Annotated in this window: 20 protein-coding genes, 1 tRNA gene and 1 pseudogene; 9 read left to right on the top strand and 13 right to left on the bottom strand. The window is 63.0% G+C overall.

The features are described 5' to 3' along the window. Positions 1 to 76: 76 nt before the first annotated feature. On the top strand, positions 77 to 808 hold the full coding sequence (locus ACMGFL_RS13135; RefSeq protein WP_436935985.1) for a hypothetical protein: 732 nt from the start codon (positions 77 to 79) through the stop codon (positions 806 to 808). Between the two features lie 7 nt (positions 809 to 815). On the opposite strand, the gene ACMGFL_RS13130 is transcribed toward ACMGFL_RS13135, so the two are convergent. The 3 genes from ACMGFL_RS13130 to ACMGFL_RS13120 all read right to left on the bottom strand — a co-directional run bounded on the left by ACMGFL_RS13130 (position 816) and on the right by ACMGFL_RS13120 (position 1806). After that, on the bottom strand, positions 816 to 1019 hold the full coding sequence (locus ACMGFL_RS13130) for a DUF7333 family protein (protein ID WP_436935984.1): 204 nt from the start codon (positions 1017 to 1019) through the stop codon (positions 816 to 818). A gap of 81 nt (positions 1020 to 1100) precedes the next feature. Then, on the bottom strand, positions 1101 to 1469 hold the full coding sequence (locus ACMGFL_RS13125; protein ID WP_436935983.1) for a 2Fe-2S iron-sulfur cluster-binding protein: 369 nt from the start codon (positions 1467 to 1469) through the stop codon (positions 1101 to 1103). Then, a complete protein-coding gene (locus ACMGFL_RS13120) occupies positions 1462 to 1806 on the bottom strand; it encodes a 2Fe-2S iron-sulfur cluster-binding protein (RefSeq protein ID WP_436935982.1) in 345 nt (114 codons plus the stop codon). Before ACMGFL_RS13120 ends, ACMGFL_RS13125 begins: the two co-directional genes overlap by 8 nt. 178 nt (positions 1807 to 1984) lie before the next feature. On the opposite strand from ACMGFL_RS13120, the gene ACMGFL_RS13115 reads away from it, so the two are divergent. Together ACMGFL_RS13115 and ACMGFL_RS13110 are read left to right on the top strand one after the other, a co-directional pair. After that, a complete protein-coding gene (locus ACMGFL_RS13115; RefSeq protein ID WP_436935981.1) occupies positions 1985 to 2713 on the top strand; it encodes a DICT sensory domain-containing protein in 729 nt (242 codons plus the stop codon). Between the two features lie 235 nt (positions 2714 to 2948). Then, positions 2949 to 3032 (top strand) — tRNA-Ser (locus ACMGFL_RS13110). 242 nt (positions 3033 to 3274) lie between these two features. Here ACMGFL_RS13110 and ACMGFL_RS13105 read toward each other — a convergent pair. Then, positions 3275 to 4234: an aldo/keto reductase gene (locus tag ACMGFL_RS13105; protein WP_436936455.1), complete on the bottom strand. Its 960-nt coding sequence runs from the start codon at positions 4232 to 4234 to the stop codon at positions 3275 to 3277. Between the two features lie 374 nt (positions 4235 to 4608). On the opposite strand from ACMGFL_RS13105, the gene ACMGFL_RS13100 reads away from it, so the two are divergent. Continuing rightward, on the top strand, positions 4609 to 5349 hold the full coding sequence (locus ACMGFL_RS13100) for a sugar phosphate isomerase/epimerase family protein (protein WP_436935980.1): 741 nt from the start codon (positions 4609 to 4611) through the stop codon (positions 5347 to 5349). A 50-nt stretch (positions 5350 to 5399) separates the two neighbouring features. On the opposite strand, the gene ACMGFL_RS13095 is transcribed toward ACMGFL_RS13100, so the two are convergent. Next, positions 5400 to 6458 carry a Gfo/Idh/MocA family protein gene (locus ACMGFL_RS13095; RefSeq protein WP_436935979.1) on the bottom strand — a complete coding sequence of 353 codons (1059 nt, stop codon included), beginning with the start codon at positions 6456 to 6458 and terminating at the stop codon, positions 5400 to 5402. Between the two features lie 160 nt (positions 6459 to 6618). Here ACMGFL_RS13095 and ACMGFL_RS13090 point away from each other — a divergent pair, with 160 nt between their 5' ends. The 4 genes and pseudogenes from ACMGFL_RS13090 to ACMGFL_RS13075 all read left to right on the top strand — a co-directional run bounded on the left by ACMGFL_RS13090 (position 6619) and on the right by ACMGFL_RS13075 (position 10940). After that, the gene (locus ACMGFL_RS13090; protein WP_436935978.1) at positions 6619 to 7428 is read left to right on the top strand and encodes an alpha/beta fold hydrolase; all 810 of its coding nucleotides are present in this window, start codon (positions 6619 to 6621) and stop codon (positions 7426 to 7428) included. A gap of 125 nt (positions 7429 to 7553) precedes the next feature. Then, a complete protein-coding gene (locus tag ACMGFL_RS13085) occupies positions 7554 to 8354 on the top strand; it encodes a creatininase family protein (protein WP_436935977.1) in 801 nt (266 codons plus the stop codon). Between the two features lie 92 nt (positions 8355 to 8446). Next, positions 8447 to 9616, top strand: a complete 1170-nt coding sequence (locus ACMGFL_RS13080) for a mandelate racemase/muconate lactonizing enzyme family protein (protein ID WP_436935976.1) — start codon at positions 8447 to 8449, stop codon at positions 9614 to 9616. 191 nt (positions 9617 to 9807) lie between these two features. Then, positions 9808 to 10940, top strand: a pseudogene (locus ACMGFL_RS13075) (TIGR04053 family radical SAM/SPASM domain-containing protein). A 30-nt stretch (positions 10941 to 10970) separates the two neighbouring features. Here ACMGFL_RS13075 and ACMGFL_RS13070 read toward each other — a convergent pair. The 3 genes from ACMGFL_RS13070 to ACMGFL_RS13060 all read right to left on the bottom strand — a co-directional run bounded on the left by ACMGFL_RS13070 (position 10971) and on the right by ACMGFL_RS13060 (position 13173). Further along, the gene (locus tag ACMGFL_RS13070; protein WP_436935975.1) at positions 10971 to 11351 is read right to left on the bottom strand and encodes a DUF5684 domain-containing protein; all 381 of its coding nucleotides are present in this window, start codon (positions 11349 to 11351) and stop codon (positions 10971 to 10973) included. 70 nt (positions 11352 to 11421) lie between these two features. Further along, positions 11422 to 12609 (bottom strand): hypothetical protein, encoded by a 1188-nt coding sequence (locus ACMGFL_RS13065; protein WP_436935974.1) that lies wholly within the window; start codon positions 12607 to 12609, stop codon positions 11422 to 11424. Positions 12610 to 12744: 135 nt separating this feature from the next. Then, the gene (locus tag ACMGFL_RS13060) at positions 12745 to 13173 is read right to left on the bottom strand and encodes an SRPBCC family protein (protein ID WP_436935973.1); all 429 of its coding nucleotides are present in this window, start codon (positions 13171 to 13173) and stop codon (positions 12745 to 12747) included. 113 nt (positions 13174 to 13286) lie between these two features. Between ACMGFL_RS13060 and ACMGFL_RS13055 the strand changes: the two genes are divergently transcribed. Continuing rightward, the gene (locus tag ACMGFL_RS13055) at positions 13287 to 13925 is read left to right on the top strand and encodes a helix-turn-helix domain-containing protein (protein WP_436935972.1); all 639 of its coding nucleotides are present in this window, start codon (positions 13287 to 13289) and stop codon (positions 13923 to 13925) included. Between the two features lie 29 nt (positions 13926 to 13954). On the opposite strand, the gene ACMGFL_RS13050 is transcribed toward ACMGFL_RS13055, so the two are convergent. The 5 genes from ACMGFL_RS13050 to ACMGFL_RS13030 all read right to left on the bottom strand — a co-directional run bounded on the left by ACMGFL_RS13050 (position 13955) and on the right by ACMGFL_RS13030 (position 18585). Further along, positions 13955 to 14635: a hypothetical protein gene (locus ACMGFL_RS13050; RefSeq protein ID WP_436935971.1), complete on the bottom strand. Its 681-nt coding sequence runs from the start codon at positions 14633 to 14635 to the stop codon at positions 13955 to 13957. A 21-nt stretch (positions 14636 to 14656) separates the two neighbouring features. Beyond that, positions 14657 to 16384, bottom strand: a complete 1728-nt coding sequence (locus ACMGFL_RS13045) for a cytochrome c oxidase subunit I (protein ID WP_436935970.1) — start codon at positions 16382 to 16384, stop codon at positions 14657 to 14659. 4 nt (positions 16385 to 16388) lie between these two features. Continuing rightward, the gene (locus ACMGFL_RS13040; protein WP_436935969.1) at positions 16389 to 16928 is read right to left on the bottom strand and encodes a cupredoxin domain-containing protein; all 540 of its coding nucleotides are present in this window, start codon (positions 16926 to 16928) and stop codon (positions 16389 to 16391) included. 5 nt (positions 16929 to 16933) lie between these two features. Then, positions 16934 to 17086: a hypothetical protein gene (locus ACMGFL_RS13035; RefSeq protein ID WP_436935968.1), complete on the bottom strand. Its 153-nt coding sequence runs from the start codon at positions 17084 to 17086 to the stop codon at positions 16934 to 16936. 128 nt (positions 17087 to 17214) lie between these two features. After that, positions 17215 to 18585, bottom strand: coding sequence for a heme o synthase (locus tag ACMGFL_RS13030; protein WP_436935967.1), 1371 nt, complete (start codon positions 18583 to 18585; stop codon positions 17215 to 17217). Between the last annotated feature and the right edge of the window lie 20 nt (positions 18586 to 18605).

Here is an 18605-nt window from a genome sequence, read left to right as displayed (position 1 = left end):
CGCGGTACCTCTGTCACACAGCCTCGCTCCTGTCGCCTCTCGCTGGACTCATAACGCGTGGGTCACTACAGGCGATATGACCACGGTCGCAGTGCTCGCTGACCCGCCCGTTCCAGAGGTTGTGCTTCCGGAACTGGCTGACCGACTCCCGCCGGAATCGCGCGTTCGGCTGTATCGGGCGATGCTGACGGACGTCTGCACGGCCATCCAGCGCGGCGGCGGCGACCTGCTCGTCAACTATCGCCCCACGGACCAGCTATCGGTCGATGTCGACTCCGAAGAACTGCTTCGAGACCACCTCGCTGATGCTCTCCCCGAGCCAGCCCGATACGAGGTGCAGGTCGGTGAGACCTACGCCGGACGCGTCGGGAACACGCTCACACACCTGCTCGACGCCGAGGACGAACTGACAGTTGCAGTGGCCGAACCGACGGCACCGCTTCTCGCCCGCGAGCATATCGGACGCGTCGCGATGAAACTCCGGTCGAGCGCCGTCGTTCTCGCCCCCTCGCCGGGCGGCGGCGTCTCCGTCGCTGGCTTTTCCGAACCGATCAACTTCACCGACGCGTACGCGACGCCCGCCATCGAGACGCTGACCGCACGAGCACGCGACGCGGGGCTTGCGGTCGACTTCCTGCCGCTGATCCCGACTGTCGAGACGCCCGCCGATCTGGCGACGCTCGTCTCAACCGTTCGTGCACGAGCGCGCGCCGACAGAAACCGACCCGACCGAACCGCGGCGCTGATCGAGGAGTTCGGACTCGCTGTCGACGAGCAGGGCCAGCTTTCGACAAACTTCGATAGCTAGCGGTCGATCACGCGTTCGCCGCGCGATGCTGGCCGTGCATCACTCCGATGACGAAGACGATCGCCGCGAACACAGCCATCGACGGCAGTACCATCATCAAGATTGTCTCAGTCGTCATCCCGATCGGTGCGGTGATCAGGCCGACCGTTCCCGCAGCGATGATCGCAACCACGATACCGACTGCCACCGGCAGAGAGAACTGTGTCTCCATAGACCACACTCGGGCTGACGAGCCAAAAAAGTTCAAACTCTATCGACGGATGTCCCAGTCGAGCTAACTCCGAACGCCCTGCTAGTCTGATTGCGTCTCCCGAGACCCCCAGATGCGTTTGTCCTCGACCAGCCGAACGGTCATGTCGCGGTCGACTGTCACCTGACACGACAGGCGCGGATAGCCGAAGCGGTCGGCCAGCCGGTCGTGCCAGTGGTCCGGCGCGGGGCCGTCAGAGAGCCTGACGCCACACGTCGCACAGATGCCCCGACCGCCGCAGTTCAGCGACCCAGTCAGACGCGTGTAGGGTGACAGCCCCCGTTCCAGCAGGACGTCCCTGAGTGTCCGACCGCGCCGAACTGACAGGTCGAACCGGTCGTCCCTGTCGTAGACAGTTACTGTCACCGTTTCCCCGGTGACGGGTCCCTGGTCGGCTGGGTCGTCACTCATCTGGACTGTCGATTGGCTGGCTATCGGTGTGCTGGCCCCAGAAGCCGGGATATTTCTGGACGACGAGGTCGCCGCGCACCTGTACCTGACAGGCGAGTCGAAGCCCGTCAGTTCTGGCGTGCGGTGGGACTGTGAGCCGCGCCTTCTCTCTCGCAGTCGGTTCGGTGACGCGCCCCTCGATTTCCACAGCACAGGTGCCACAGGAACCGTGGCCGCGACAGTTGATCGTCGTTGCGCGTCCGTTGTGTGGGGACTGACCCGCTTCGTTCAGCACGTCACGCAGGGTTGCCCCGTCCGGACACTCGATTGTCTGGCCCCGAAACTCGACGGTTGGCATACCACCAGTACAGAACTGGATCCACAAACGCGTTTGGCTGGAGACGGAGCCATCGAACGGAATGGCAGATCCCTCCTGTTCGAACACCGTCGTTACGCATCTCTCTCGTGAGAACTGGGAGAATCCAAAGAACTTTGTCCGTCAGAGACCTGTTTTCAGTACCATTTGGGATGACCGAATGACACTACTGGATTTCATCGAAGAGACGGAAACACGGGACCGATCGATGGTCGTATTCAAACCGAACGACGAGGTCGGAACTGAGATCCTCGACCGGATCGATCGGTTTTTCGACGACGCTGTTCTGTCTCAGGAATCGGAACCGAGGTTACTGACACAGTTCGCTTCGTTTCTGCCTGCGGAGAATCTGGTCGCTGTCTCGACGCTCGAGGAGTTTGCCGGTGACTTTCTGCTGATAGACAGCAGCTTCGAGGTTGTCGGCACTCGCTCCCGCGACCGTATCGATACCCCGGAGCTGTTGGTTCAGTTCGAGGAGGCGACGTTCCTGGTCGCTGCCGGGAACACGCCACTTCTGACAGAGATCTCACACCACATCGAGGAGCTTGCCCTCCACTGCAACGAGGGGGTTGTCACAACCGGGATGCAGGAACTGTCTCGACTGGCCGAGCCTCGCACGCGTTCGATCTACGAGCGACTGGCCGATAGCGACGTCGAGACTCACGTATTCGGCCGCGACACCGGTTCGAGTCCCGAGTTGGGAATCGAAACCCACGCGCTGGACGACAGCGAAATCGCCGACTCTTGGTTCGTCGTGTACCAGTCCGAGTCTGCAAGTGCCGCTCTGGTCGCAACCGAGGTTGAACCGGAGACGTACCGCGGCTTCTGGACGTTCGAATCGGAGTTGACCGACCGTATCGACGACTACATTCGACACACCTACCTGTAGCCCGCTTTGCCGTCCCCGATATCACCGCTGTGGTCGCTCTTTTCGGCTGACTCGTAGGTCAGAACGACACCTTCAACTTTTTCCCGCTCAGATATCGGTACACGCCCTGTGAACTGCGATTTCGAGGGTTGCATCCCGGTTCAACGGAGCCGGAATGGAGCGAGGCACTCGCGTGGCCTTGCTCCGGAATGCCCAACTAATCGCCAGAGGGCAACAAACACCTCAGATTTCTGATGGTGGGGTGGCAGAGCGGCCCAACGCGCCTGCCTTGAGAGCAGGTGTCCGCAAGGACTCATGGGTTCAAATCCCATCCCCACCGCATTTTGCCGCGAACAATCCGTGAGCGGCAAATGCGACATGTTGGGATTTGAGGTAGACCAGACGCGCGCAGCGAAGCGAGCACGTCTGGGCGTGGTTCAAATCCCATCCCCACCGCTTGTGAGCGAACGAACGTGAGTGAACAGCGGTGAAACTGGGATTTGAACTACGCGAGACGAACGAAGTGAGTCTCGCCATCGAGTTCAAATCCCATCCCCACCGCTTCACCTGCCCCAGCTGAATCTATTCCCGGTAGGCGTCGGTGATGCGTTCGGTCTGAGCATCCGAAAGCGACAGGTCGGCCGCGCCGAGGTTCTCCTCCAGTTGGTCGACGGTTCGTGCGCCGATGATGGGCACACAGGTGAATCGGTCGCGCTCGATCAGCCAGCGGATCGCCACCTGTGCTGGCGTCGCATCGGCCTCGGCTGCAACCGCCTGCACAGCCTCCAGCGTTGCCCACTGTCTGTCGGTGTAGCTCTCGGGGTCGAACCACGTCCCGATGTCGCCGCGCGAACCCTCGGGGATATCGCCGTCGCGCTCGTACTTGCCGGTGAGAAAGCCCGCCTCCAGCGGCGAGTACGGACAGACAGCGAGGTCCTGGTCAGCACACACGTCGAGATAGTCCGCAACTTCGTCCCGATAGACTGCGTTGTGCTGAGGCTGTGTCACGGTGAACGATTCGAGCCCTTCGGCGTCAGCCGTCCAGAGGGCCTTCGTCAGCTTCCAGGCCGCCATCGTCGACGCGCCGAGGTAGTGGACTTTCCCTTCCTTGACGAGGCGGGTGAGCGTCCGAAGCGTCTCTTCGATTGGGGTGTCGTCGTCCCAGCGGTGGATGTAGTAGAGATCGAGATAGTCGGTGTTCAGCCGGTCGAGCGTCCCCTCGATTTCGGCGCGGATGTTCTTTCGAGAGAGGTTCTGGTCGAAGCGACTCTCTTCGGCCCAGTACACCTTGCTCGCGATGACGTAGTCCTCGCGGTCGCGCTCTGTGAGCCACTCGCCGATCCAGCGCTCGCTGTCGCCGTCGCCGTAGGCGTTTGCCGTGTCGATGAAGTTGCCGCCAGCCTCTGCAAAGCGGTCGAGCAACGCGTGGGCCGTCTCCCGGTCAGTTTCGAGGACACCCTCCGATTCCATCCCGAACCGCCACGTGCCGAGACAGATCTCCGAGACGTCGACCCCAGTCGAACCGAGTTTCGTGTACTCCATGCCCGAGTATTTCCGCCGACGGTCAAAGACTGTGTTCATCTGTCCGTCTTCGAAGTCATTCATCGACGTCACTCGCTGGCGTTTCTGGACAGTTCGCCAGCACGACAGCGTTATGCTGTTGAGCGATCTCCTATTATGTGATTTAGATAACATGACTCGGGTTCCGGTCTGCAAGCGGTGTAATCGTTCGGTCAGTGTCGAGGAGGTGGTCGTTCGACACTCCCAGTCGGACCCGTTACAGGTCTCTGAATGTCCACAATGCGGAGCGGTCGTCACGATTGGTGGTCACAGGTGGTAGTCGAGACTGCCGTCTCACGGCGACGTGACCGGCCGTCTTGACAACGCTCAAGAGGGCGCCGACGCTACCGGAGGACATGCAGAACGGAATCCAACTGTACACGCTCCGTGAACTCGACGTACCCATGCCGGACCTGCTCGAACGCGTCGCAGACGCTGGCTTCGAGGGTGTCGAGTTCGCCTATCGTGTGCTTGAGGAGGACCCGGAGACGGTCGCAACTGCACTTGATGCCAACGACCTCTCCGTTCCGGGTGCACACGTCCGGATGGAGGACCTCGAAGACGATCTCGAGGGAACCGTACAGCTGTACCGCGATCTGGGGTGTGAACGACTCATCGTCCCCTATCTCGACAGCGACAACTTCCAGTCCGCCGAGCGCATCGAAGGGGTCGCGCGCAAGCTCGACGCGCTCGCCGAGGAACTGGCGAAATACGACTATCCGCTCCTGTATCACAATCACGACGCCGAGTTCACCCAACTCGGCGACCAGACTGCCTTCGACCTGCTCGTCGAGCAGACCGATGTCGTCGGTTTCGAACTCGACGTGGGGCTTGCGACCTATGCGGGGGCCGACGCCGCCTCGGTCATCGAGACGCACGGCGACCGGATCGACCTGCTTCACTGTACTGACGCTCACCTCGACGCCGACGGGCCGGTCCACGCCTCATTCGGCATCGGTGACGTCGACTACGAGGCGGTGTTCGAGGCTGCCGACGCTGCTGACATCGACTGGTACCTCTACGAGAACGGCTCGCATGACGACCCCGAGGGCGAACTCGCCCACGCGAAGGCCTCTTTTATCGGACGGGACTTCTAGGTCTCCGCTATCGGACCTGACTTCTGAAATCCCGTTGTCGAGCGCGACTTCTAGAAGCTGACTTCCTGTCCCTGCTCGCTTGACCGATACGTGCCGTCGATGATCCGCTGGACCGTAAGCCCGTCTTCGGCGGTGTTTTTTGCGTGCTCGCACTCGCCGCGCACCACGCCGAGGAAGTACGACCACTCCTTCTGGATCGGATCGTCGTCCTGGACCTGCAGTTCGGTGTCGGTCAGTTCGTCGCGCTCGGTGCTGTAGATGGTCGGGTTGCCGCCGTGGACCGGAATCGTCGCGCCCGCCTCGTCACCGAGGACGTGGACGCGGCGCTCGGGTTCGCGGTTGCTCGCCCACGTCACGTCGAGCGCGAGCGTCGTGCCGTCAGCGAAGCGAACTAGCCCGCGGACGCTGTCGTCCACGTCGAAGGTCGGGTCCTCGACCGGGTCGCCAGCCCACATATCGAGATAGGTGTACTCCTCGGGGTCGCTCCCGAAGTGTGCGCCAGTCCGGGCGCTGACCGATTCTACATCCGGCGAATCGAGCATGTCGACTGTCACGCCGAGCAAGTGAACGCCCGCGTCGATCAGTGCGCCGCCGCCGGAGAGGTCCTTCTGTGTGAACCACGAGCCGAGTTGTGGGATCCCCCGGCGGCGGACCAGTCGGCAGTCCACCTCGAAGACATCACCGAGTTCGCCGTCGTGGACGCGCTCGGTCACTGCTTCGACGGCCGGTGAGAACGTCATCGTGAAGCCGACCATGACCGTCCCCTCGCTCTCCCGCTCGGCGTCGGCGATGGATTCGGCTTCGTCGAGCGTTCGCGCCATCGGCTTCTCGACCAGAACGTTACAGTCGCGTTCGAGCGCCGCAATCGTACACTCGGCGTGGAGGGCGTTCGGCACTGCAACGAGGACGATATCTAGATCAGCGTCGGCCAGCATCGCCTCGTACCCCTCGTAGGTCGCTGGAACGTCGTAAGTCGCGGCGAACGATTCCCGTGCCTCGCCGTCGATGTCTGCGACGGCGTCGACCGTCTCACCGAGTTCCGCCAACTGTGTCGCGTGTTGCTGTGAGATTGCCCCTGCGCCGATGATACCGATCGTTGGGTCTGTCATAGTTTCTGTTGTGTTGTCCCCGCCCGAACCGGAAACAGCTACCCCGACCGCGAGCGTCGACACTCCCGAGCGAACGGAGACGCCACTCGCTGTTCCGCGTGGTCCCTGAACTATCTTTGGACGGAGGCAACGTTTTGTCCCTCGCTGCGGAGATTCGACTATGGACGACTGGTCCCGTGGCGTCTGTTCCGTCGACGGCGTCGAGCTGCACTATCTGCGAACCGGCGGCGACGGGCCGCCGCTCGTCGTCGCCCACGGACTGTACGACGACAGCGCCTGTCGGTCGCCCCTGATCCGGGAACTCGACGGCCGCTACGACGTCGTCGCCTACGATGCTCGCGGTCACGGTCGCTCCGATGCGCCGGAGACGGGCTACGAGGTTGCTGACCGCGTGGCTGACCTCGTCGGCCTTCTCGACGCGCTTGATATCGAGGCTCCGATCGTCTGGGGGCACTCGATGGGCGCACATACGGCCGTAGTGACGGCCGCGACCCACCCTGAACGCGTTCGCGCCCTCGTTCTCGTCGATCCTGCCGGGATGCTCGATTTCGCGCGGACGCCCGCGGAACGCGCCGAAGACACTCGCGAGCAGATTCGCTTCTGGCACGGTCACGACGCCGACGAATTGCCCGACGTCGACGACGGCATCCGACAGTACGCGGAGGCTGGCGAGACCGAACTGGCGACCCTGCTCGCCGAGGCCCGACTGCGCGTGAGTCCGACCGCCGCCGAAATCCAGCGAGCGGGCTACCGGGACCCCCGCACGTTCTACTCGGAAATTGACGCGCCGACGCTGATACTCCGGGCGGATGTCGACGCCGCGACGCGGGCCCGCGACCACGAATTTGCAGACCACCTTCAAAACGGGCGTCTCGTTCACGTCGAGGGCACTGGACACACAGTTTTGCGTGACGCACGAGCGGAGGCGACCCGACACATGTGGGACTTTCTGGACTCCGTCGACGCGTAGGCCGTCTGGATCGACCCCGCTGTGACTCGTGTGACGGGTAGGGTTTTGTATCGGCCCTGCAAATCAGCTGATGGGTATGATTGGAACTTCCCCCATCCCGAGTGAGCGCCAGGAGGTATCGGACGATGCTGTATGAATCCATCGGCGAGAAACCCCACGAGTGGGCGGGCAAGACCGCTGGCGAGGTTCAGTCTATCGGCCAGCAGGATGGGTCGGTGCTCGTCGTCCCCGTCGGGAGCATCGAGCAACACGGGAACCATCTTCCCGTCGCGACGGACACGATTCTCGTCGAGGCCATCATCGACGCCGCGCTCGGCCGACTCGACGACGAACCCGTGCTGGTCACGCCGACGGTCTGGAGCGGCTTCTCGCCCCATCATCTCGGCTTCGGCGGGACGCTCACGCTGGAGTTCGACCACATGCGGTCCGCCCTCGAAGACATCGCACACACCGGCCTCCAGAACGGCTTCGACGCCATCATCTTCGTGAACGGACACGGCGGCAACATCGCGATGATCAGCACGGTCACGAGCACCGTCGGCGTCGACGCCGACGCGGAGGTGCTCGGATTGACGTACTTCCAGCTTGCAACCGAGGAAATCCAGAACCTGCGCGACAGCGACACCGGCGGGATGGCCCACGGCGGCGAGTTCGAAACTTCGCTGATGCTCGCCGTCCGGCCGGATCTGGTCGCAGAGGACGGCTGGGACGCGACCATGTGGGACGAACACTACGAATGGGGCGGCAGCGACCTGATCGAGGGCGGCCCGCTGTCGGTGTATCGCCCCTTCGAGGCGTACTCGGAGTCCGGAGCGATCGGAGCCCCGGCCGAGGCAAGCGCCGAGAAGGGCGATCGCATCCGCGATATCATCGGTACGGAACTCGCCGCTATCTTCGTCGCTATTCACGAAGCGAATCGGAACTGACACGCAGAGCGCAATCGCGGCGCTGCGACGAACGGTTCAGTGAGAGCGCGAGCAACACCAGATTCTTTGCCTCGCTCTACGCACCGCAGTACATGGAGATCGAATCAATCACCGCGAGGACGGTCGATATGCCAGTCATCGGGCTGGACGAGCATCTGGGGATCAGCCCCTACGTCACGAACCACGGGCAAGTCGAGAGCATGAAGCGTGTGATCGTCCGGGTCGACACCGACGCAGGGGTCTCGGGCTACGGCGAGATGCGAACCTTCCTCTCTCCGACTGCGACCGAGTCGATCATCGAGGACGGCATCGCTCCGCTCGTCGAGGGCCAGTCGCCGTACGAGGTCGAACGCCTCCGCCGACAGGTCTTCATCGAGTACACCAACGTCGAACTCTTCTTCGCCGCCGTCGAGACTGCCTGCTGGGACATCGTCGGCAAGGATCTGGGCAAGCCAATCTACGAACTGCTCGGTGGCTGGACGGCTCCCTCGCAGGGCAATCGCAGCCACCACATGGAGAGCGACGGCATCGACGCCTCCGAGGCGGGCGACGTGGAGGTGGCGTTCTGTCTCGGCATCCTCCCGCCCGAGGAATCCCGCGTGAAAGCCCGCGAGGCAGTCGAGGAGGGCTTCTCGGTGCTCAAGACCAAGGCGGGCAGAGACTGGAAGCAGGACGCCGACCGTATCATCGCCATGCACGACGAGGTCGACGGCCAACTCGAGTTCAGACTCGACCCCAATCAGGGCTGGACGCTCGACGAGGCGGTCCGCGTCGGCGCTCGCATCGAGGACGAGAACATCCGCCTCCAGTACATGGAACAGCCGATTCGCGTCGACGCCCACCGCTCGCTCGCCCGCCTCCGCCAGCGCCTGCGTCATCCGATCGCACCGAACGAGGACACCTACATCCCGCACAACCTCCAGTCGCTGATCGAGGCCGGTGCGATGGACGTCGCTGTCGTCGACCTGACGCCCGCAGGTGGCATCGCCGGACTCCGCCAGCAGACGTCCATCCTCGAAGACGCTGGCATCCCGTTCACCCACCACTGTGCGTTCGATCTCGGCATCCGTACGGCTGCGATTCTCCACGCAGTCTCCGGAATCCCCGGCTTCTCCTTGCCGCCGGACTCGACGTACTACGCGTGGGAGGACGACGTCATCGCAGACCCCTTCGAGGTCGAAGACGGGAAACTCTCGGTGCCAGAAAAGCCGGGTCTCGGTATCGAAGTCGACGAGGACAAGATCGAGGAGTACCGGGTCTGATCGGAGCGGTCTCGGTCGGTTCCTTTCTGTTCTATCGCTGCTCGATCCCCGAACATATTCGACACACGACTTTCACAGTCTGCGCTCGGACTCTCTCGTATGAGCACGATAGTTCGGGTCGACAGAAGTCGTTCGGGGACAGCGACTCGGTCGTACCGTGTCGGCAACCGTCCCTCGCACTCACTCGACGAATGAACACCGACATCGACACCGACCGGCGGCCCTTCGTCCTGATCTGGGAACTGACGCAGGCGTGTGAACTGGCCTGCGAACACTGCCGTGCGGACGCTCAACCGAACCGCCACCCCGACGAGTTGACCACGAGCGAGGGCAAGGAACTGCTCCGGGCGGCCCGCGAGTTCGGAGAAGGACAACTCGTCGTGCTATCTGGCGGCGACCCGCTCGTCCGGCCGGACGTGACGGAACTGGTCGCCTTCGGGGCAGAGCAGGGACTGCAGATGACGATGACGCCGAGCGGAACGGCCTCGCTCACGGCCGACCGGGTTGACGAACTCGCTTCCGCGGGATTGCGCCGGATGGCGCTGAGTCTCGACGGTGCCTCGCCGCAGACCCACGACCGATTTCGTGGCGAACAGGGGAGTTTCGCGGCGACGATGGAGGCGGCAGCGGACGCCCGGAACGCAGGGCTTCCGCTCCAGATCAACACCACCGTCTGTGCGTCGACTGTCGACGAACTCCCCGACATCGCAGACCTGGTCGCCGACCTCGGTGCGGTGCTGTGGTCGGTGTTCTTTCTCGTCCCCGTCGGCCGCGGGCGAGTACTCGATCCGGTTTCGCCAGAGCGCGCCGAGCGAGTCATGGAATGGCTCACACAGAAACAGACTGAGGCCCCCTTCGGGATCAAGACGACCGAGGCACCCCACTACCGGCGCGTGCTACTTGACCAGAAACGAAGCGACGGGGAATCGCGTGCAACGGACGGGAGCGGGTCTGACGGCGCGGCAGGGAACGCGCCGACGGATTCGCCGGACGACGCGGCGGGATCACCGCTGGCGACGGGTTCGCGTTCGTAAGTCACACAGGCGAACTGTACCCATCGGGCTTTCTGCCCGAGAGTGCAGGCAACGTCACTGACGACCATCTGGTTGACCTGTACCGGAACACGGATCTCTTCGAGTCACTCCGTGACAAGAATGCGCTCCGCGGGAAGTGTGGGGCCTGCGAGTACCGACACGTCTGCGGGGGGAGCAGGTCACGGGCCTACGCCTACACAGGCGACCCGCTGGCGAGCGACCCGCTCTGTGCGTACATTCCCGAGGGGTACGACGGCGAACCACCGACTCAACAACTCACAGGCGACTGACCGCAGACCTGTCCCGCCTGCGGGACTGACTCAGGACGGCTGGCCCTGGTAGGTGTAGTTCCCGAATCCGAAGAGCGGCCAGAAGATGAATCCCAGGAACCACAGTCCGAGCGCGTGTCCGATCCCCTTGCCGAACGCCTTCGAGACGCCAGCGAATATCTTGTACATCGCGTAGAGGTTCACGAGTGGGACAAACAGCACTAGCAGCCACCACCACTCGTTGTTACCGATCTTGAGCATGATATAGAAGTTGTAAAATGGTATCAGCGCCGCCCATCCCGGCTGATTTGCCTTGGTGAACGTTTTCCAGACGCCTGCGATGATGATGACGACAGCCGCCAACCAGACGAGAAAGAAGGCGATCACTGTGGTCTGTTGCAGTACGATACTTGAGGATACTGAAAGTACCATGATAGCGATCAACAAACACATATCATATAAATGTGGTGCTGATCTGAGGTGTCTCTGTGGCTCGTGACCCTTACCGAGACGCCAGCACGCCGTAGAGCACCGCCGCGTACAGCACAATCCCGAGCAGCGTCACGAGTTCCCCGACCAGAAGTATCGGTTCGTGGCCGACGATGCGTGCGACTGTCTCGATGGACAGCCCTGTGGCCATTCCAGCGATCGATGCCGCGGCAGTCCTGTCCGTTCCGCCGGGGTACTGACTGACCGCTGGCGGATAGAACTGATAGGTCGCGCCGACGATCGTCAGTCCGAGAAAGCCGAGCAGGTTCACGCGCAGATGGGCGGCCACGTGCGTGGAATCGATACCGGAGACGGCGAACCACACCCCCAGCCCGACGCCGACGACGCCAGCGAACGCGCCGCACAGCACCCCGTAGGCCCCGATGCGTGGGCTGTCAGCACGATAGAATAGTATCGCGATAGCGACGGCGTAGCCGACGACCGCACCCGCCTGCGCGAGCGCGAAGACGACGAACCACTCGCCCGATGGAAGCGTCGCCGCGAGTCCGGCCGGTGCGACTGCGCCCAGCGGCAAGACCACGGCGACGAGCGCTTTTGGTGGCGTGGCTCGAAGCAGTCGCGGAAAGAGGCGAACGCCGATGGCGAAGACGAACAGCGTCGCCGTCCCGACGGCGAGCAGATGGGTCGACCGCGGTCGGTAGCCGTCGAGAAGGAGGGGAAGGCCGGTCGCGGCCGCGAGTACCTCGTAGCTCCCGGCGACCAGATACGCGAGCGCGATGGGCATGAACAGGTTCGCGAGTCTGTCGACCCCGCGTCTGTGGCTGTTGTGCTCGCCGGTTCCGGTCTCGGTGCCCGTCAGGTTTCCCCGGACTGACAGGGCCAGTCCGCCGACGAAGACGACGACGCCGCCGAACCAGAGGAGTGCGCCCGCGTTCGTGAGCGGTCCCGTCGCGCCCTCTGTTATCGACGCGGCAGCGAGCGCGACTGTCCCGCCGACCGACAGGGGAAACTGGACCATCGGGAGCCACGGCGGTTCGAGGTCGCGGTCGAAGTACGTCGGGACGAGCGCGTACCCTTTGCCGAAGATCATGTGAAAGACGAATCCAAAGAGGCCAACCACGATCTGACTGTTCCGCGAGATGTCGGCAATCGTTCCGACCCCCCACAGCAGCGCGAAGGCGACGCTCACGACCGTGAACCGCTTCGACCAGCGCGAGACCTGCGCTGCTGCCGTACTCATCTGTCGGCGCTTGCTGTTTGTCTCATTAGTCGATCCACTCGGTCCGTCTCATCGGTCGATCCGTCCGGTTTGTCTCATCAGTCGATCCACTCGGTCCGTCTCGTCAATCAGCATTTGTCCGAAGACGTTCGCCACTCACTCGGTGGCGTTCGCTTCGGCGGCGACCTCCTCCAGATAGTCGAACTGCCGCGTCAACTCCTTCTTTCGCTGTCGTGCGATGATCGTCGCATCGAGAATCGGACCGACGATGCTCGCGTCGAGTTCGAACTCGGTCGTGGCCGTGACTGTCGTCGTCTCCTCGCCTTCTTCGAGCGTGTACCGCGTCTCCATCGACTCGAAGATCCCGTCGATCTGCTCGTAGGCGAGGTCCGCGTCCCGGTCGACGAGTTGCAGGTCGAGGCTGATCGACAACAGTCCGACGTTGTTCTCGATCGTGAACTGGTCGCTGTCCACGGTGACAGTGTCGAACCCCGCGCTCTTCATGAACGGTTCGAGGTCGTGCATCGCCTCGTGCAGCGGTGCCGTCGGCCCGGGGATCGCCCGACTGATCGAGACACTCTCCATACCTAGACGTGTGTGTTTGCCTGTTTCAACATTTGGGCCAGTCCCGATAACCGAACACGACACCGAATATGTTCGCATCAGTGCTTTTCCGACCGGGGCCGATCAGCTAGTGTATGCCGGAGACGCGACTCGAACTGACGATCCCCGGGGACGTCTGGATCGGGGACCTGTCGCGACAGTATCCCGACGCAACCTTTCGGATCCTCGCGGCGGTCTCCGACGAGCGTTCTGGGGTCGGTCTCGCCGAGATCGAAAGCGAAGATCTATCCGAACTCCTCCAGGAGATGGCTGGCTACGAGGACGTGAGCAAAGTGCAGGTGCTGAACGAGCCAGAAGACCGGGGACTCGTCCAGTTCGAGACGACGCTTCCTCTACTCTTGCTTCCGGCGCGTGACTCTGGGGTTCCACTGGAGATGCCCTTCGAGCTTTCGGATGGCGCTGCAGTCTGGGAACTGACCGCACCGAGCGACAGCATCTCCCAGTTAGGCGAACAACTCAGACAGTTCGACATCTCCTTTACGATCGATTATCTGCAACAGCACGTCGGCGAGGAACATCTGCTGACCGATTCGCAGGCGGAGATCGTCCAGACCGCAATCGAGCAGGGGTACTACGACACCCCCCGGACCTGCTCGCTAACCGAACTCGCAGCGGAAGTCGGGCGTGCGAAATCGACCGTCAGCGAAACGCTCCACCGCGCCGAGGGGAAGATCATCAAGCAGTTTTTCGAGAGTCCGCAGTCGGGCCGATAGACCGGCCGCTGTTCACACCCGGCGCGTACCTATCCCGGAACGATTCTGACGAACCGTCGAACCCGGTCGCCGTTTTCGTCCTGGAGCGACACCCGGTACTCTCTACCCGTCCGTGTCTCGACGAGCACGTCCTGCTCGAACTCGAAGGTGTAGGGTGGTTCGTCGACGGTCACGATAGTCTCGCCGCCGGACGTGACGACCACCCTGTCGAATCCGCTTGGGTCCGTTATCTCGCAGGTGACGACTGTCTCGCCCACCTCACACGAGAGGTCACCGGTGACGTCGGTGCCGCCGTCGCTGGAGAGGGAGAATTCGAGCAACATGAACCCGGGCGTGACCGTCCCGAGAACCACCACTAGCGCGAAGAAGATGGTGAGATTGATCGTCCCGGAGTTACGCGAGAACGCGCGCGTGACGGGATGATCGGCCGTTCGTCGGAGTCGGATCGTCAGCGGGACGACGACGAAGTGGGTGAACGGTCCCCAGGCGACGACCAGCATCCCGTAGGCCATCACGTAGTGCAGGAACGTCCACCCGGGCTGGACCGAGAGCAGGACCGACCCGCCCATCCAGGCGAAAAAGCCCAGGAAGACGAGTGCAGCACTTTTCAGCCAGCGCCAGACGGGCGTGTTCGCGTAGTAGACGCTCAACAGGTCCCGCCAGTACTGTCGACCAACGCGACCGAGCGTCGAGAGTGGATTCGATGACATTAGTTTGCTGAATGCTGCGACTCAGACACCGATCTCCCACAGTTGCGTGAGCAGGAACCAGTTCAACACGTAGAGCGCGACGAACGTCGCCATGAAGACCAGACAGAGGACGAAGGTGCCGCGCATCTCCACGGCGTGTACCGACTCGCCGCCGTCGGTTCGGAGGCCGCCGCTCGGGAGCATCCCGCCGTCGTCGCCAGCGTCGAGTCGGCTCCCGCCGAGCAGCGACCCGACGGCGACGACCACGAAGAAGACCCCCGCGAGGATGGCGAGCACGGCGAAGATGCCGAATGGGATGAACAGCGGTTCGGCAGCCGAGAGGCTGAAGTTCGCACCGGGGATGTTCGAGACGACTTCGGAGGTCCGGCGCGGCACACCATAGAGGATGCCGACGTACATCATCATCAGGGTCACGAGGCCCATCGCCCCGGCGTAGAAGTAGGGGACGAGCGTCGCTAGCGTCCCCGAGATGAAGTCCCGGCGGAACATCGTCTTGATGAGGAAAAAGACCAGTCCCATGAACGCGAGCGTCGTCCCGACGGCGACGGTGCCGTGGAAGTGCCCGACCGTCGCGAAGGTGTTGTGCCAGGTCATGTTGAGCTGGAGCTGTCCCATCAACACGCCCGTGATGCCCCCGACGAAGCCAAAGAGGATAATGCTGAATATCGTCGCCGAGAACGCGGGGTTCTTCCAGGGCGCGGAGGTGAGCCAGCCGAAGAGGCCGCCGCCCTGGCCGCGCTGTCGCCGCCCCGCTTCGAGTCCCGCCGGGATGGCGAAGGCGTGGATCATGCTCGCGAAGGCCGCCCCGTAGAACGCATACGAGGTGTTGAAGATTCGCCAGCCGACCGACGCGCCCGGATCGACCATCAGGTGGTGGGCCGCACCGAGGTTGATGAAGAAGATGTAGAGGATAAACGCCGACCGCGACACCTTCTCCGAGACGACCTTCGCGCCGCCCACGAAGTGCGTCAGGAAGTACCACACGGTGATCATCGCGAGCAGGTTTATCTGCTGTGAACCGTGGCCGATGATCCAGTACAGTTGCCGGTAGATCCCGGCGTCGATCGTCTCGATGAACCCTTCCGTCCAGGCGAGGGCGTATCCGAAGGCCGCAAGCCCGCCAAGAATCGCCTGCACGGCGATGACGCCGGTGGCGAAGGCCCCGAAGGTGATAAGCGGCAGCGTCGTGTTCGTGGCCTCCCGCTTTTCGAGCCACAGGGACACGAAAAACGGCAGCGCAGCGACCGTCGCGCCGAGCAGGAAGACGATCGCAAAGGCATAGAACGCACTCGGAATGTCGAGCGGGACGTACGCGGTCAACAGGGGTGCCACCTCGGTTCCCGACACTGTCCAGATGGACCAGTTGACCCCGAGCGCGCCGACCAGCATGACCACCCAGCCTCCGGTCGCGAGTCGCTTCAGTGGGAGCCGCCGACCGAGCACCATCGGCCCGCCTACGTAGAGGATGGCAATCTCCATGAAGACCATCCAGAAGATGAGCAGGTTCCACGCGTGCATGCTGAGATGCTTGTAGTAGTTTTGCTCGCCGATCAGCCCGACCACTTCCCACCGCGTGAGCGCAACCGAGAACGCGAACAGGCCACCGACCACGAGCGCGACGACTGCCGTCAGGCCGTAGAGCTTGACGTGGCGTTCGACCGACCGATGGATGTCGAGGCCGGTCACCGAACACTCCCGGAAGCCGTCGTCGTCGTAGTCGTTGTCGAAGAGGCGTGTGATTGCGTTCATCGTATCACTCCACGAAGAATTTCCCGTGCATGCCGTTGTGGCCGTTGCCACAGAACTCGTTGCAGATGACGTGATACGTGCCGGGTTCGTCGAACGTCATCGGAACGATCCACTCGGTGTCGGGGAATATCTGCAGGTTGATCTGCTTGCTGAGGTTCCCCTCCGGCCGAACCGAAAAGCCGTGTTGTACGTCGTAGGAGCCGAGGTGGAACTCGTACTCTGTGCCCGCTTCGAGCACCGCCGGTAGACCATCCCAGTTGAAGCGGATGCCGCCGATGTACACCTGGTCGTCCGGCGGGATGAGGTATCCCTCCTCGGTCTGCTCCGCTCGCTCCTTGTACGCCTGCACTTTCTCCAGATACTCCTGCGGTTCGACCTCGTAGGTCTCCCCGATCGGGTTCTGCTCACCAAATCGGGTGAAGCCGCTCATCCAGCCGAAGATGGCAAGTGACCACGCCCCGGCGATGCCGAGCCAGATCGTCTCGCGGCGGTTTACTGGTTGGTCCCACCAGTTTCCTTCCGGCGGTTCTGTTGGGTCGGACATCTGGATCACCTCGGCCCCGCTGGGAGCGTCAACGCGTCGAACAGCCCCCAGCCGACATACACGACGATGAAAAAGACCATCGCCAACGCCGCGATGAGCCAGATGCGGTCGTACAGCCGTTGCATAACGGGAACGTCGTCTGTCGAATGCGAACTCATGGCGCGCTCACAGTGACAGGTTCTCCGACTGCCTCCCTCAGAATTGTCGCGCACATGTTCGCATCCATATAAACTCCCCCAGAAGGACGGGACGGTCGTTCCCGTGGGGCACCCCGACGTGTTCCCGTTCACAGTACCATCGTTTCGACGAGAATGGACAGAAGGACGGTTCCCAGAAACGCGTTCGAGGCGTGAAAGCTCCGGTAGGTGACAGCCTCGGTGTCGATCCGATACTGCTGGACGACAGTCCAGAGAAAGGCACCACCGACGAGTGTCGCTGCGCCGATGTAGAGTCGACCGAAGCCGACGACAGCCCCGAGCACGGCGGTGGCGACGAGCGTCGTCCCCAGCCAGTAGCAAATCCGCCGTCTCGTCGCGGCGACGCCGTTCACGACCGGTAACATCGGATAGCCCCCGGCGGCGTACTCCTCCCGGTAGACGATGGCGAGATTGTAGAAGTGCGCTGGCGTCCAGCAGAACACGACGGCGGCGAGCACCAGCGCCGGAAGACCGACCCGTCCGGTCACGGCGGCCCAGCCGATGACTGCAGGCAGCGCCCCCGCGCCGCCACCGATGACCGTGTTGTATGTCGTCGTGGGCTTGAGCAAAACAGTGTAGACGACCGCGTAGTAGACTGCGGCGACGAGCGTCAACAGCGCCGCGAGTGTGTTCACGAACAGGAGCAGCGTCCCCATCGACCCGACGAGCAGCGCCGCGCCGAACGTCAGCGCTCGCGCTGGCTCGACCGTCTGGGTGGCGACGGGCCGGTCAGCCGTTCGCTCCATCTGACTGTCGCGCTCGCGCTCGTAGACGTGATTGAACGTCGCGCTCGCGCCGATGGCGAGGACACCGCCCGCAAGCGTCGCCACGACTGTCACGCCCGACAGCGCCGCACCCGTCGTCGTGGCCAGCCCCATCCCGCCGAGTGCGAGCAGGCAGAGCAACCACATCAAGCGTGGCTTCGTGAGCGAGACGTAGGCTGTCACCCGGGCGCGAAGCCGCCCGACTTTTGACGAATCGCTCTCCTGTGGTCTGTTGGTCCCTGCTGGTGTCGCGTCAGTTTGCTGTCTGCCGTCACTGGTCGGTTGTTCGTTTGCCGCCGTGGGCGATAGCTCGTCGGCGTTCGCGTTCTCCGTGGCGTACTCGCATTCGAGGTGGCGAACGAGCGTGAGCAAGAGCACGCCGAAGACGACGACGCCGCCGGGCAGATGGAGTCGCTGGACGAACGCCGCATTTCCTCCAAAGCCTGCCATCCCGACCAACGCCTGCGAGAGATACAATAGTGTTGCCGCTCCCAGCCCCGCCTGGACGAACGCGTCTCTCTGGGTCCGGAGTGCCTGTATTGTGACGCCGACGACCACTCCCCCGACGACCACCGCGACGGCGTAATGGCCCAGCGCGAACGACGCCGCTCCCGTCGCCGCCGTCGTCGCGCCGAGGCCAAAGAGGAGATACGTCCCGACGACGCCCGCGACCAGCGAGTGGGTGAACCGACTCATCTCGTGGACGTACTGACGCC

The sequence above is a fragment of the Halovenus marina genome (genome assembly GCF_051414115.1).
GTDB lineage: Archaea > Halobacteriota > Halobacteria > Halobacteriales > Haloarculaceae > Halovenus > Halovenus marina.
Note: the sequence above shows the minus strand (reverse complement) of the source record. Positions and strands in the feature narration are given on the sequence as shown.